The organism is Dyadobacter sp. SG02, assembly GCF_900109045.1.
Classification (GTDB): Bacteria; Bacteroidota; Bacteroidia; order Cytophagales; family Spirosomataceae; genus Dyadobacter.
In genome coordinates, this window is record NZ_FNYL01000003.1 from 379,812 (window position 1) to 395,627 (window position 15,816).

10 protein-coding genes are annotated in these 15,816 nt (G+C 51.5%); 1 reads left to right on the top strand and 9 read right to left on the bottom strand.

Annotated features, from left to right (window positions below; all coding sequences use genetic code 11):
* Positions 1-33 precede the first annotated feature (33 nt).
* From BMW93_RS08650 to BMW93_RS08660, 3 genes are all read right to left on the bottom strand, one after another.
* The gene (locus BMW93_RS08650; protein ID WP_090374817.1) at positions 34-3,471 is read right to left on the bottom strand and encodes a family 16 glycoside hydrolase; all 3,438 of its coding nucleotides are present in this window, start codon (positions 3,469-3,471) and stop codon (positions 34-36) included.
* 54 nt (positions 3,472-3,525) lie between these two features.
* On the bottom strand, positions 3,526-4,800 hold the full coding sequence (locus tag BMW93_RS08655) for a Gfo/Idh/MocA family oxidoreductase (RefSeq protein WP_090374818.1): 1,275 nt from the start codon (positions 4,798-4,800) through the stop codon (positions 3,526-3,528).
* A 167-nt stretch (positions 4,801-4,967) separates the two neighbouring features.
* Entirely contained in the window at positions 4,968-6,527 is a 1,560-nt protein-coding gene (locus BMW93_RS08660) for an acyl-CoA carboxylase subunit beta (protein WP_090374819.1), read from the bottom strand.
* A gap of 85 nt (positions 6,528-6,612) precedes the next feature.
* On the opposite strand from BMW93_RS08660, the gene porQ reads away from it, so the two are divergent.
* Entirely contained in the window at positions 6,613-7,680 is a 1,068-nt protein-coding gene (porQ, locus tag BMW93_RS08665) for a type IX secretion system protein PorQ (RefSeq protein ID WP_229240280.1), read from the top strand.
* Between the two features lie 286 nt (positions 7,681-7,966).
* Here porQ and BMW93_RS08670 read toward each other — a convergent pair whose 3' ends face one another.
* The 6 genes from BMW93_RS08670 to pyrF all read right to left on the bottom strand — a co-directional run bounded on the left by BMW93_RS08670 (position 7,967) and on the right by pyrF (position 15,766).
* On the bottom strand, positions 7,967-9,472 hold the full coding sequence (locus BMW93_RS08670; protein ID WP_090375081.1) for an ATP-binding cassette domain-containing protein: 1,506 nt from the start codon (positions 9,470-9,472) through the stop codon (positions 7,967-7,969).
* A 114-nt stretch (positions 9,473-9,586) separates the two neighbouring features.
* Entirely contained in the window at positions 9,587-10,138 is a 552-nt protein-coding gene (locus tag BMW93_RS08675; protein WP_090374821.1) for a type 1 glutamine amidotransferase domain-containing protein, read from the bottom strand.
* 213 nt (positions 10,139-10,351) lie between these two features.
* A complete protein-coding gene (clpB, locus tag BMW93_RS08680) occupies positions 10,352-12,955 on the bottom strand; it encodes an ATP-dependent chaperone ClpB (protein ID WP_090374822.1) in 2,604 nt (867 codons plus the stop codon).
* Positions 12,956-13,078: 123 nt separating this feature from the next.
* Positions 13,079-13,543 carry a YciI family protein gene (locus BMW93_RS08685; RefSeq protein WP_090374823.1) on the bottom strand — a complete coding sequence of 155 codons (465 nt, stop codon included), beginning with the start codon at positions 13,541-13,543 and terminating at the stop codon, positions 13,079-13,081.
* A 125-nt stretch (positions 13,544-13,668) separates the two neighbouring features.
* Entirely contained in the window at positions 13,669-14,898 is a 1,230-nt protein-coding gene (gene lysA / locus BMW93_RS08690) for a diaminopimelate decarboxylase (RefSeq protein ID WP_090374824.1), read from the bottom strand.
* A gap of 43 nt (positions 14,899-14,941) precedes the next feature.
* Complete coding sequence (gene pyrF / locus BMW93_RS08695) at positions 14,942-15,766, bottom strand: orotidine-5'-phosphate decarboxylase (protein ID WP_090374825.1); 825 nt, start codon at positions 15,764-15,766, stop codon at positions 14,942-14,944.
* Positions 15,767-15,816: the final 50 nt, after the last annotated feature.

Here is a 15,816-nt window from a genome sequence, read left to right on the forward strand (position 1 = left end):
AAATGCCCCGCAAATAGCAGGGCATTTCTCCAATCACTTTTTCTTCTTACTTTTTTTCTTGCCTGTTTCAACGGGTTCAGGCGCTACTTTACTCAAATCCTTGATGCGGATGTTCCTGAATTTGAGCTCGGAACCGTGCCCGAGGAATCCGAGATGGCCGCTGGTTCTTTTCAGTCCCGGATGGTCTTTGTGATCCACGGTGCCGTTTTTGCTGGCTTCGGCGAGGTCGCCGTCGAGGATCACGGTGCCGTTCAGGGTTACCTTGATTTTCGAGCCTTGCACGCGGACTTCTTCATAGTTCCATTCGCCGATCGGTTTCAGATAGCCTCTTTTGGCAGGGATAATACCGTAAGCCGAGCCGTGGTACTGGTATTCGTGCAAATCCTTGTAAATCTCCGCTTCGTTGTCCAGAATCTGGATTTCGGTTCCTACGTAAGCCGCGTCGCCTTCCATGGGTGTGCGGATACCCAGGCCGTTGTTCGCACCCGGCGTAAGCTGGAACTCGAAACGGAAGTCGAAATCGCTGTATTCGTCTTTGGTGTACAGGTTGCCTTTGCCGCCTTTTTTAGGGTCTACCACCAATTCGCCATTCTGGATGAAGTAATCGGTTTTGTTGCCAACCCATTCAAACATGTTGGTACCGTCGAACAAAACCTTGAAATCTTCTTTCTGCTCGGCTTCGGGCAATGTAAATTCCGGGCGCGGGATTTCGCGGACGTAAATATCCCGGTAATGGATTTCGTTGCCGTGCGCCTGCAATTCGAGTTGCTCCTTGGCGAAGATCGGCAGGTTGCGGTCCCAGTAGTTTTCCAGCACCACATCTTCTACCACATTTTCACCATTCAGATCCACTGACACGCGGTCACCGATCATCGTAATGTGGAAGGTATTCCATTCGCCAATCGCATTATCGGCTACTTTCGAAGGCTTGCTCGGGTTTTTCTGGTTGTTATAAAGCCCTCCCGAGCCCACCTGTGCGCCTACGCTCACACGTGACGTATCCCAGATCTGTACTTGCGGAGTACCGCGGAGGTAAATGCCCGCATCGCCGTCTTTCTGGATTTGCCAGTCGACGTACATTTCAAAATCACCGTATTGTTTTACGGTACAAAGGTTATCGCCATGGCCGGAGAAAACGAGTTCGCCGTCTTTGGCAAACCAGTCTTTGAATGCAGCTTCATCTGCTTTCTTTTGCTTGAAAGCCAGCGAATCGGCGCTCATTTTGCGGCGTGCGATCGGGTTCTGTACCAAACCCTTCCAACCCGAAAGGTCTTTGCCATTAAACAATGCTACAAATCCTTCACCGGCAGGCAATTCAGCCAAATGCTTGCGGATCGATTCTCTCTGGTAATCGGCGTCCTGGCCTTTCAAAAGTGGCCCCGCTTTGGTTAAAAGCTCACGGATTTCGGCGTTGTACAGGTTTTTGTTACTCAATGCAATGTTCATCACTGCCTGCGCTGCCGCTTGTTGTGTACCCGCATTATCCAGGTATTTGCCGGCCAGTAAGAGGGAATTGAAAGTCCTGTTTCTGCCCAGTTCCTTCAAAATAGCTTCTTTCTGAGCGTCGGTTTTGGCAATCGCCAGCGCTTCGCGAAGCATAATCACTTTGTTGGCGGCAGTTTTGCCTGATTTTGCGGTCGCGGCTACATAGCCTGTCAGTGCGGCATTGAAATCGTCGGAATCCGCAGCGCCGCGGGCGATGGTAAGCAATTCTTTGGCAGCGCTTGCGTCCGTCCATGCGGAGAGAGCCGCAATAGCCGACTTTTTCTTCGCTGCGTCGCCGCTTCCGTAAGCCTCAGCGACCGATTTCAATGCCTGTTTGCCTCCAATACCAGCCAATACTGCAAGGTAATTGCCCTGTTTGTCGGCCGGGGAGGCTTGTATTTGTTTCAAAACAGCTTCTGTCTGGCTGTTAACATCACCGCTTTCTTTGATCGCCACATTGATGGCGCTCTGCGTAGCGGAAATCTCGTCGGCAGCGGAAACCGTATTGAGCAAAGCATACAGCTGTGGCAAATCATTGCCGGTGGCCAGCGATTTCAATGCATTGAAAGCCGATTTCCGGACTTCGGGATTGGTATTCTTCAATTGTGCGGAAACAACCGGAAGTTTAGAACTTGCCGCACGCGCAGCCAGCACGTCGATCAACGCCGATTGTGCAGGCGCGGGGACGGTCGGAATAGCCGTTGCCACCTGATCCACAAGCGTAGCGCCTTTAATCGTCAGCAAGCTGCTTTTTACCGCCGCGATTTCATCCGTATTAGCTGTTTTCAAGACCGGAATCAGTTTGGCAATGCTGCTTTCCTGTCCGATTCTGCCGGCAGCCCAGATAGCGGCCGTTTTTACTTTGCTATCTTTCGAAGTCAGTGATTTCAAAATGACCGGTAATGCGTCTTTCGATTCCGCACGGCCCAGCATCGTGATGATTTCTGCTTGCACCGTGGGGTTAGCCTTTTTGAATGCGTTCAACCAGGGCGTGGTGCCGTCTGCCATGAGGTATTTCTGGCCGAGTTTCAATGCGGCAGCGCGGTACTGCGCATCGGTGCTCTGCAATGCGCTGACCAGCACGGGCACGGATTCTCTCTTTTTAATATCCGAATAGATCTTCAACGCGGATGAACGCGTCGCAGACTGCTTCACATCGGGAGTAGCTTTGGTCAACGCGAGCGCCGCCTTTTCAGCTGCGGCGGCATTGCCATTGGCAGCGAGGTTTGCCAGGTATTTGAGGTAGACTGCCGTAGCATCCGCTTCGTCGTAACCATAAGCGGCTTTCTGTGCAGCTCCCGCGAGAATGTTTTCCGAAGAAGCAGCGCCTATTTCAGAAAGCGCATAAAGGCTAACCTTGCGCAGTTTCAAATCAGGGCTCGTGGCGGATTTTTCGATAGCCGGAGCAGCGTCTTTATTGTGGCTTCCGCCCAATGCCTCGGTGATCGCGAGTTGTGGGCTTCCGCTTGCATTACCAAGCGCCTGGAGCAACGCGGCACCCGCTGCCGGTGAGCCAATGCGCGATAATGTCCGGGCGGCAGGTTGTGAAAGCCTTTCGTCTTTGAGATACCCTTTCAAAACGTCCACCGACTCATCTTTACCAACCGTTTGCAACTGGTAAATCAGGAAGTTTTTGCTGTCGGGGTCACTTACTTTGGACAACGCTTCGCCGTAAGCTTCGGCCGCTTCTTTGCGCAATGCCTCTTTGCCGGCCTGAGACGCATAATAGGTGAAACCACCCAGTGCATACTGAATTTTGGTATTATCTCCCTTGCCGGGCGGCGTTAACATGGACGCGATCTGCACCAGTCCGGGCTTGCCGAGCTGCGCAAGTTCTTCCATGTTTTTCTTCAATGCCGACTCGTTTTGGGAAGGGAGCCTGGATAACACCGCTTTGACTTTGGCGTCGAGCGAATTATCAGATTGGGCCATGAGCTGCGAGGAAGCCAGGCAGAGGGCCATGATAGGGTAAAGTCTTTTTTTCATCGGATATGCCGGAACTGCCGGCCGTAAAGGCTCGTCAGTGTAGCTGTTAGGTTCTTAAATGGTCCAGGGAGCGCGCATAGGCTGGTTGATCAGCCGGTTTGCACCTTCGTCGTCGATAAATTCCTGCTTGTCCGGATCGAATTTCAATGAGCGGCCCAGGCGCAATGCAATGAGGCCCATGTTCACGATCGTGCAGGAGCGATGACCGTTCTCTTCGTTCAATGCGAACTTTTTACGGTTTTTAACGGCATCCACGAAGTCGGTAACCTGCGGCTCGGGATCGGGGAACGCAGCGAGTTTCTTTTCCAGATCCGGAATATCCGATTTGAAATTTTGATAGAGTTTGCCTTTCGGGCCTTCGATGTAAGCCACTTTGTCGTCTTTGGCCTCGCCGTCGAGCACGATCTGGCAGCCGTCGGCGTAGGTATAGGTAATGCGGCGCCAGGTGCCTACCGCTTCGGTATGCTGTTGCGGGGCGTCCACTTCCACGCTTACGGGGCTGGTATCGTCTTTGCCGAGGAAATATTGAATAGGGTCGATGTAATGCTGGCCCATATCGCCCAATCCACCGCCATCGTAATCCCAATAGCCGCGGAATGTCTGGTGTACACGGTGTTCGCTGTACGGTTTGTAGGGCGCTGGTCCTAGCCACATATCATAGTCGAGCTCGGCCGGTACTTGCTGAGGCGCATTATTTGTTTTACCTACCCAATAAAATTTCCAGTCGAAGCCGGTATGCTTGCTCACGGTAACCTTCAATGGCCAGCCGAGCAATCCGCTCTGAACGAGCTTTTTAATAGGTTTGACAGTAGTATTCATCCCGTAGAAATTGCTTTCGAAACGGAACCAGGTATTGAGACGGAACACGCGTCCATGCTGCTGGACAGCCTCGACGAGGCGCTTGCCTTCGCCGATCGTGCGGGTCATCGGTTTCTCGCACCACACATCCTTACCAGCGCGGGCTGCATCGGCGGCGATAATGCCGTGCCAATGCGGAGGCGTCGCTACGTGTACGATGTCCACCTCGGGAAGCTGGATCAACTCGCGGTAGTCAGAGAAGGTTTTGACGCCCTTATCGACCATATTGACGGCAATATCGAGGTGCTTTTTGTCCACATCACACAATGCGACCACCTTGGTACCTGCGTACGGGATGTGGCCGCGGCCCATCGAGCCGGTGCCGACGATGGCTTTGGTGAGCGTGTCGCTCGGAGCGAGGTAACCTTTCCCCAGCACATGACGGGGAACGATCGAAAACGTTGCCAGCGTCGCCAGCGAGCCTTTGATAAAGCTCCGCCGCGAGGCTGAAGTTCCTTTCTCTTCTTTCATTCGTTAAGGTTCTTTTAGGAAGAAATATGATTGTTTAGTGCTTGTGAAATTAGGACAATATTCAGAATGCACCAAAGCATTCCCGGGCATTACCCGATATAAATGGGCTAAGGCTGCGGAATAAGCTATAAAATCATAAAAAACGGGCAATACGCGCTGCGTGCTCGTTACAATGGAATATTGCCGTGCTTCTTTTTAGGTAGCACATCGACCTTGTTTTCGAGCATTTCGAAGGCCCGGATGAGCTTCGCGCGGGTCTGATCGGGGTAAATCACCTCGTCAATGTAGCCACGGTGCGCGGCCCGGTAGGGATTGGCAAATTTGGTGGTATAATCGTCTACCTTTTCCTTCAATTTCTCCGCCGGATTTTCCGCCTGCGCGATCTCGCGTTTGAAGATAATTTCTGCTGCGCCACTCGCGCCCATGACCGCGATTTCGGCGGAGGGCCAGGCGAAGTTCATATCCGCGCCGATATGTTTGGAGTTCATCACATCGTACGCGCCCCCGTATGCCTTACGCGTGATCACGGTAATGCGCGGGACGGTGGCTTCGCAGAATGCATAGAGCAATTTCGCGCCATTGCTGATGATCGCATTCCACTCCTGGTCGGTGCCGGGGAGGAAGCCGGGAACGTCTTCCAAAACCAATAATGGGATATTGAAACAATCGCAAAACCGTACAAAACGTGCCGCTTTCTGGCTTGCGTGGATGTCCAGCACGCCTGCGAGCACGGCAGGCTGGTTGGCTACAATGCCGATGCTCCGACCGGCAATGCGCGAGAAGCCAACGACGATATTTTCGGCGAAATTTTCGTGTACTTCAAAAAAGCTGTCGGGATCGGAAAGCTCGGTGATGACTTCCCGCATGTCGTAGGGCTGATTTGCATTCTCCGGAATGAGCGTGTTCAATGCGGGCCGGAGCTCGTTGCCGGGCGTGTAGGGATACCTCGGCGCATCGTCCTCGCAATTTTGCGGCATATAGCTGAGCAACTTTTTGATCGCCAGCAGGCATTCCACTTCATTGGCGGACACAAAATGGGTTACCCCCGATTTTGTAGCATGCGTCATCGCGCCGCCGAGTTCCTCCGAAGTTACTTCTTCATGCGTGACCGTTTTCACCACATTGGGCCCCGTCACGAACATATAGCTCGTGTTTTCCACCATCAATATAAAATCGGTGATCGCAGGAGAATATACGGCGCCGCCTGCGCAAGGCCCCATTACCGCGGAAATTTGAGGTATGACGCCGGAAGCCAGGGTGTTTTTATAAAAAATATCCGCATAACCCGCCAGTGACAGCACACCCTCCTGAATGCGTGCGCCACCCGAGTCGTTCAGACCGATGAGCGGGGCGCCGTTTTTCATGGCGAGATCCATCAGCTTACAGATTTTTTCGGCATGGGTTTCGGAAAGCGATCCGCCGAAAACCGTGAAATCCTGGGCAAAAACATACACCAGACGGCCATTCACCTTGCCGTAACCGGTGACGACGCCATCGCCCAGGTAATGCTCCTTGTCCAGCCCGAAATCCTTGCTGCGGTGCATCACAAACCGGCCTATTTCTTCGAAAGAACCTTTGTCGAGCAGAATGGAAATGCGTTCGCGGGCCGTGAGTTTGCCCTTTGCGTGTTGTGCCTGGATCCTGTTTTCACCGCCGCCCAGCTCAGCCTCAGCATTTTTTTGATCTAAAAGTTCTTTTTTTGAAACAGCGGCTGATCGGGATTCCATGTAATGCGGGGATATGGTTACATTTGTTGGTGAACGGTTATAAATATAGCTGCATTTTAATGATTCGGGAAATTATTGGATGTTTATGAGGTCGACAGGCTGCGGTTTGCTTTTCCTGCTCACATGGCTTTATTCGCCCTGGAATGCAACTTTCGCCCAGGTGACGGGCGGCCGCACGCGACTCGATTTCCTGCAATTACCCGCCCAGGCGCGTAGTACTGCATTGGGTTCCAACCACATCACCGCGCAAGGCAACGATCCCGCATTGTTTCTCCAAAACCCCGCATTGCTCGATTCATCGAAGATCAATAACGTGTCGCTCAACCTGATGCCCTATTTGGCGGATACCAAATTCGTGAATATGGGTTATGCCAACCGGATTCGCAAAACCGACGGGATATGGGCGGTAGGGCTGCAATACCTGAACTACGGCACGATGCAGGAAACGGACGACATAGGCAACGTGGTAGGGGAGTTCCGCGCCGCGGATTACGGCCTTTCCGCTGGTTACGGGCACACGCTGGGTGCATTCACATTAGGCGCAACGGCCAAGTTCGTGGGCGCATCGATTGAAAGTTACCAGACCTGGGGTATGGCTTTCGACATCGGCGCTACATTCCGGCACCCGCGGGAAGACCTGACGATCGGTTTCGTCGCCAAAAACTTCGGGTTTTTAAAGCAAAACTACAATGCCGCCGGCACGCCGGTATTGCCGTTGGATATGCGGATCGGTGTTACTTTCAAACCTGAATATATGCCCATCCGGGTGTCGCTCACGGCCCATCACCTGAACCGGTTCGATATGGTTTACAATGATCCTGACCTGTTTTATACTTATGATCTGAATGGTAATAAGTTGCCTAAAAAGGTAGGGATCGCCGAGAAACTAGGCAGGCATTTATCGCTGGGCGCGGAGATATTGGCACACCCGAACTTCCGGATTCTGCTAGGTTACGACCATTTGAAAAGGCAGGAACTCCGCCTGACAAATCGCGGAGCATTAGCCGGATTCTCGTTCGGCGCCTGGCTGCGCATTAAGCGGTTCGAAATAGGCTACGGCCGCGCGCAATACGTGCCCGGCTTCGGCAGTAACTCACTGTCAATTGTGATGAATTTCAAAAACGGGTTTGTTAAGGAACGGGGGCATTTATAGTCAAGAGTGGTCATTTGTAGTCAGGGGTAGTCATTTATAGTCAAGAGTGGTCATTTGTGGTCAGGGGTAGTCATTTATAGTCAAAAATGGTCATTTACAGTCATTGGTTGTTTCTCAAATGAGTCGAGAATTTTGACAATACCTGACCAGGCCTGACAACACTTGACAACAGCTGACAAAACTTGACAACACTTGACCACACCTGACTACTCTTGACAACACTTAACAACAGCTGACTACACTTGACAACTCTTGACAACAGCTGACAACACTTGACCACACCTGATTACACCTCACCATCAGCCACCCTGCCGTTCGCGAGTCTGAGGTAATGCGTCACACAGCTGGGGATCTCGTTTGGATAATGGGAAACGTAGATCAACGTCCGCTGATCGGTATCGCAAATAGCATTCACAACGGATTTGAAGTAGTCGATCGCGTCGGTGTCGAGGCCCTGGCAAGGTTCGTCTAGTATCAATAGCGGCGGGTTTTTGACCAGTGCGCGCGCCAGCAGAACCATTCTCTGCTGACCTTTTGAAAGTTGCGAGAAATCCTTTTCGATCAAATCATGCACGTGAAGCAGTTCAGCTACTTCATGCACGCGCTCGATTTGTGTTTCGGTGAGTTTTTTAAAGAAGACACCCGTAGCGTCGAAAAAGCCGGAGGCAATGGTTTTGAAAACCGTTGTGTTTCTCGGGAAATACAAATGCAGTTCCGGCGAAACGTGCCCGATTTTCTGCTTGATATCCCAGATCGACGCGCCTGCGCCGCCCCGTTTTTGATCGAACAAATCATAATCATTCGCAAAACGCTGCGGATTGTCGGCCGTGATAATGCTCAGTAGTGTCGATTTACCGGAACCGTTTGGGCCAGATAACGCCCATTTCTCTCCTTTTGCAATCTTCCAGTTCACACTGTCGAGGATCTGATCTTCGCCATATTTGACACGGATGTTCCTCAAATCCAGTGCATATTGAAAACCGGTGAATTCGGGATGGCCGAAATGTGCCAGTTTCTGCGGATCGGGCTGCGGGAAATGGGGACTATGCGCTCCGGTGGTTTTGAACTGCGCCACAGGCTTCGTCGCAGCTATTTTGCCGGCTTCCAGTTCCAGTACATCGGTAATGCACGGCGGGATTTCGGTGGCTGTGGTTGCCATAATGATCGTTACGCCATGTTGGGCCAGTTCAGTCAATGCATTGCGAAGTACCTCACGCGAATGCACGTCGAGACCGCTGAATGCGTTGTCAAGCATTAATACTTTTGGTTTTTTTAAAAGGGATTTGGCCAAAAGCATTCTTCTCGTTTCGCCATTGGAGAGCGTCACAAACGGGTGATCGAGCAAATGGGTGATGGATAGCAGCCTGCTCACGCGTGCCAGTTCTTCATCGCTGATTTTTGACGGCTCTAACTTCACGGATTTATCATCCACGGTTCCTACCGGTCTTAGCTGATCGGTCAAAATCGCACGCACGCTGGGTGCGCGCTCGGACTCGTACGCGTGGAAGCGTTGCTGGTAGTACTCGGCGCCGGCGCTCACGATGCGGTTGAACGAGTAATCATTAGAGGCAAGCTCAATATTTTCACGAATGGGCGTCGTCCAGTCATAGGCGATTTTGCCTGTCAGCACGGGCCATTTGCCCGCGATCACTTCCAGTAGCACCGACTTGCCGGAGCCATTCGGACCAATAATCGCCCAGTTTTTCCCTTGTTCAATATGCCAGTTAATGTCAGAAAGGACTGTTGATTCGTATTTGCGGACGGATACGTTTTGAAGCGAAATGAGTGTCATGCGAAAACCAGGTAATGAAAGGGCAAATACCAAAATTTTAGCCTCAAATGGAAACAAAAAGAGCATCCGTTGCGGGATGCCCTTGCTAAGCGTTTGAATCAGTGACTAATGGGACTAATGATGCAATTCCATATTGAATTCGCGTATCATCGTGTCGACAAATGCCGAAAGGTCGTCGGTTGTGCGGCTTGTGACGAGGCCGTTGTTGGTTACCACTTCCTGGTCCACCCATATCGCGCCCGCATTTTCCAGGTCGTGGCGGATGGCGGCATAGGAAGTGAGCGTGCGGCCGAGTACCACGTCGGCGTCGATCAGGATTTGCGGCCCGTGGCAAATGGCTGCCACCGGTTTTCCTGCAAAAAAGAACGAACGGACAAAATCGACCGCCTTTTGGTTGACCCGCAGCGCGTCGAGGCCCATTACGCCGCCCGGAAGCAGCAGTGCGTCGTAGTATTCGGCACGTGCCATATCCAGCGGGACGTCGACCTGGTGGTTTTCTCCCCAATCGAGATGGCTCCATCCTTTCACAATGTCCTTGTTGGGCGAAATGACGTGCGTGGTAGCTCCATGTTGGTTTAGGACTTTTCTGGGGCAGGTCATTTCAACCTGCTCAAATCCATCGGCAACAAGTATCGCGACTTTGATCAAATTTAATGATTGTTCCATGGATTTAGGTGCAGATTAGAAGGTTAGATTATTAGAACAATTAATTGTACAAAAACTATGCCAAAAATCCGACTTGCTTTTGGGTCGAGCACGCAGCAACGGGGCGACGCATCGCTTCCACAACGTGGGAATGGGACATGTGGGAAGCCGCGATTTGGGGAAAACAAAAAGAGCGGCATCGCTGCCGCTCTCCGTATTAGCATTATTCCTTGATTAAATCTCTACGCCGCCAACGTTTTCGAAGACCAGATCGCCTTTTGCGTCGAGCTCCATCATGATCACCGAATCCTTCGCAACCTGTCCGCTCAGAATGCCTTTCGACAATTCATTCAGGATTCTTCTTTGAAGCACCCGTTTCAGCGGACGCGCTCCGAATGCCGGATCGAAACCGTCTTCACCGAGTTTGGTGAGCGCTTCGTCGGTCGCGTCGAGCGTGATACCCTGTTCTTTAAGCATATTTTGAATGCCTTTGAACTGAATGTCTACGATCTTGCGGATGTTTTTCAGCGTCAATGGTTCAAAAAGCACGATCTCGTCGATCCGGTTAAGGAACTCGGGCCTTACCGATGCTTTCAGCAGGTCGAGTACCGCCTGTTTAGCTTCCTCGACGATCAGCGTACGGTTCCAGCCTTCATCCTCCGCGAATTTCTCCTGGATAATGTGGCTTCCGATGTTCGAGGTCATAATGATGATCGTGTTCTTGAAGTTCGCCACGCGGCCTTTGTTATCGGTCAGGCGGCCTTCGTCGAGCACTTGCAGGAGGATATTCCAAACATCCGGATGCGCTTTTTCGATCTCGTCGAGCAGGATCACGCTGTAAGGTTTGCGTCGCACGGCTTCGGTCAATTGGCCGCCTTCGTCGTAACCCACATATCCCGGAGGCGCTCCCACGAGCCGGCTTACGGCGTGGCGTTCCTGGTACTCGCTCATATCGATCCGCACCATGGCATTCTCATCGTTGAAAAGGTATTCGGCCAGCGTTTTTGCCAGCTCGGTTTTACCTACCCCGGTCGGACCGAGGAAGAGGAAGCTGCCGATCGGCCGTTTCGCATCCTGCAAACCGGCACGGCTACGGCGCACTGCATCGGAAACCACCTCAATGGCCTCATTCTGGCCTGCGACACGCTGGTGCAAATGCTCTTCGAGTTGCAGCAGCTTCTCACGGTCGCTTTGCAGCATTTTGCTGACGGGGATTCCGGTCCATTTCGCAACGACTTCCGCAATATCTTCCGGTGTGATCTCTTCCTGCATTAAACTTTCTGCATTCTCGGATTTTTGCAGTTCTTCCAATTTGGTTTGAACCTCCGGGATGCGGCCGTAGCGGATCTCCGCAACCTTGCCAAAGTCACCCGCGCGTTCCGCTTGTTCCGCTTCGAGGCGGAGCTGTTCGCTTTGTTCTTTCAATGCGCGTACCTCATTCACTTTACCCTTTTCATTCTCCCACTGGGCTTTCAGGGTATTACGTTGTTCGCTGAGGTCGGCAATTTCTTTATTCAGAACAGTTTCCTTGTCCTTATTATTTTCACGGCGGATCGCCTCGCGCTCGATTTCGAGCTGCATGATCCGGCGGTTCAGTTCGTCGAGTTCTTCGGGCACGCTGTCCATCTCCAGACGGAGTTTGGAGGCGGCCTCGTCCATCAGGTCAATGGCCTTATCGGGCAGGAAACGGTCGCTGATGTAGCGGTTTGAAAGCTCCACTGCGGCTATCACGGCGTCATCCTGAATGCGTACCCCGTGGTGCAGTTCATATTTTTCTTTAATACCCCTCAAAATGCTGATCGCATCGGGAATATTAGGCTCATCCACCATCACAGCCTGGAAACGGCGTTCCAAAGCTTTATCCTTCTCGACGTATTTCTGGTATTCTTTCAAAGTGGTAGCACCGATCGCGTGCAGTTCACCGCGTGCCAATGCGGGTTTCAGCAGGTTGGCCGCATCCATGGCACTTTCGCCGCCGCCACCCGCGCCGATCAGCGTGTGTATTTCGTCAATGAAAAGTACAATCTCGCCTTCCGAATCGGTTACCTCTTTGATAACGGCTTTCAGCCTTTCTTCAAATTCACCTTTGTATTTCGCGCCGGCGATCAGCAAACCTAAATCGAGCGATACGATCGTTTTGGATTTCAGGTTTTCGGGAACATCGCCCTGCACAATGCGTTGCGCGAGACCTTCCACAATAGCAGTTTTACCCACACCCGGCTCGCCGAGCAGGATCGGGTTGTTTTTGGTACGGCGGCTCAGAATCTGCAATACCCGCCTAATTTCTTCGTCACGACCGATCACCGGGTCAATTTTACCGGCTTTGGCCAATTCATTCAAATTTTTGCTGTACCGTTCCAGAGAGCGGTATTTGGCTTCTGCGTTTTGATCTTTCACAGGGTTATTTTTTCCTCTAAGTTCTTTGATAGCATTGATCAATTCCTTTTCACTGAATCCCAGCTCCTTCATGAGGGTAGCTGTGGAATCTTTTCCGCTGAGTATACCCAATAACAGCAGCTCGATGCTGATGAATTCGTCGCCGAATTCTTTCAGGTAATTCTGCGCCTTGCCACTGGCAGCGGCCATATCGTTGCCCAGGTAGGGCTGGCCCCCGCTCACGCGCGGGTAACCGTCCAATATCTTTTGCAAACGGTTGTTGAGTACGTCTGCACTGATATTGAGCTTATTCAGTAAAAACAATGACGTATTCGGGTCTTCTTCCAAAATGGATTTCAACACGTGCGCGGTTTCAATAGCCTGTTGCTGGTTGCCCTGGACCATCTGCGCGGCGTGCTGGATCACCTCCTGTGCCTTAATAGTATATTGGTTAAAGTTCATAGCGTTGATCACGTCGTTAATGATACAATGCTATACGAAAAAGGGTGTGCCGACCGGTTAAATCGGAAATTTTGTCTCAAAAAGGTGACGTGAAGGGGGTTTGTCGGACAAAATGGCAAGAAATCAATGGCTTTTCTTCTCGATCTTCTTGTGGATTTCGAGCGTTTCCGCCAATGCCGCGGAGCCGTACCACATCAATAAATCCATATCCAGCAGCTTTGCCTGCACGGCCGGGTCGGTTTCGACGAGCTTTTTGCCTTCCTCCAACGAATCCGCATTCAGGATGAATATGCCGCGGTACTTGTCATTTTTAAAGAAAGGGCCGGCTACGACGAGTTTTCCGGAATCGGCCAGACGGTTAATATTCTGCATATGCCCGGCGAAAAGGCTGTCTGTTTGGGTTTTGGGTAATCCGGTGGCTGTCCCGGTTTTCAGGAGCACCATGACATACTTTTTCATCCCATACTCATCCGCGCCCAGCTTTTTGGCGAGCGTGGAATCGTAGGCAGCCTGATTGGATTGCGCGTGCACGAGACTTGGGGCAAACAAGGGTGCGAATAGCAAAAGTGTGATGTACAGGGCTTTCATAGTCGATCGATGGATAGGTTAATATTTAAATGTATTGATTTTTTAACTGAAAAGAATGCATTTAAAAACAAGAAGCTGCATGGGCAATCCAATGCAGCTTCTTGTTTTTAGATTTTAAATCAATGTCAGATATCCATTTGCGTTTTGAGCAGATCTTCCAGCGTCTCGCGGCGTCTTACCAGCTTTGCTACGCCATTATCGATCAGCACTTCGGCCGGACGGAAGCGCGCATTGTAATTTGAACTCATTGTCAGACCATAGGCGCCCGCATTCAGGAATGCGAGTACATCCCCCTGGCGTACCTCCGGCAACTCGCGATCGGTCGCGAAAGTGTCGGTTTCGCAAATATATCCTACCACATTATAATGCTTCAACTCGCCTTTCGGGTTTGAAATATTGAGAATGTGATGGTAGGAGCCATACATCATCGGGCGGATCAGATGGTTAAGGCCCGAATCCACGTGCACGAAATTGCGGGCCGGATCTTCTTTCACCACATTGGTACTCACGAAAAGAAACCCGGATTCGCTCACGAGAAATTTGCCCGGCTCAAACCAGAGCTGTAATTCGCGGCCGTACTCCTGGCAGAAGGTCTGGAAACGTTTGGAAATTTTTTTACCCAGCAAATCCATATCCGTAATGGCATCGCCGGGGAGGTAAGAAACCTTGAACCCGCCGCCCAGATCGATGATTTGCAAGTCGGGGAAGTGTTTTGCAGTTTCCAAAAGGATATCAGCCACTTTCAGGAACGGCTCGGCATCCTTAATGTCCGAACCGGTATGCTGGTGCAAGCCGATTACCTTGATATCATATTTCCGGATCACTTCCAGGATCTGGTCGAGCAGCAATACCGAAATCCCGAACTTGGAATCGGCGTGCGCGGTCATGATTTTGGTGTGCCCGCCGGCAGCCACATTGGGCTTGATACGGATCATACAAGGCCTGGTATTGCCGTAAGTTTGTCCAAACCATTCCAGCAACGGAATACTGTCGACATTCACGATTGCGCCGGCTTCCACCGCCTCGCGTACTTCTTCAAAATGTACGCCGCTGGGAGTAAATGTGATCTGGCTGGCATCGTACCCTGCGATTTTCCCCATTTCTAGCTCTCCGGGAGAAACTACGTCCAGTTCTACGCCAATTTCGCGCATCAGCCGGAGTATGGCCAGGTTGGTATTCGCCTTGCAGGCAAATTTGATCTTCATATTCACACCTGCAAATGCATGTTGCAGTTCGGCGGCCTTCCTGCGGATGGTCGCGCCGTCGTACACGTATAAAGGGCTTCCGTACTGGATGATTAACTGAGCAGGGTCGATTCCCTGGATCGAATATGGGTAATGGTCAGAAAGTTGCATTGGGTGGTATGGGTGGCCGGTAGTGAACCGGGATGTTTTTTAATTACAAATATTTATCCAGGTAAACAGCCATTTCCTGTTGGAGTGCCTGAGCTTCCTGCTTCGCTTTTTCCGCGAAATCTGTGCCGTTGCTGGCGTAGATAATGCTGCGCGACGCATTCACGAGCAGTCCACAGCTTTTGTTCATGCCAAAACGGGAAACTTCTTCGAGGTTACCGCCTTGCGCGCCTACACCGGGTACGAGGAGGAAATGGTCGGGTACAATGGCGCGGATTTTCTGAAAATCGGACGGGTGGGTTGCGCCTACCACGTACATCATGCGCTCCGCGCCAGCCCAGGTCTGCGAGGTGCGCAGGACATTTTCGTATAATGTATTGCCTTCGACATCCAGCCGCTGGAAATCGGCGCTGCCCGGATTGGAGGTTAATGCGAGCAATATCACCCATTTGCCTTCGAATGCCAGGAACGGCGTCACCGAATCGCTGCCCATGTAGGGAGCCACGGTGATAGAGTCGAAATCGAGGCCGGATGACGATTTGTCAAAAAACGCACGGGCGTACAGGCCGGACGTGTTTCCGATATCGCCGCGTTTGGCGTCGGCAATGGTGAAATGGCTTTTCGGAATGTACTCGACGGTTTTTTGAAGGCTCTCCCAACCCTTTGGCCCCAATGCTTCATAGAATGCAATATTGGGTTTGTAAGAAACGCAATAATCGGCCGTGGCGTCGATGATCTGTTTATTGAATTCAAAAATCGGATCGTCGGTTTTCAATAAATGCGCCGGGATTTTCTGGATATCGGTGTCCAAACCCACACACAAATAGGACCGTTTGGTCGAAATTTGCTGGAAGAGCTCTTGATAAGTCATGATTTTGTAAATATTGCGGCGAAATTACAACCTCTTCCAATAGATTCATA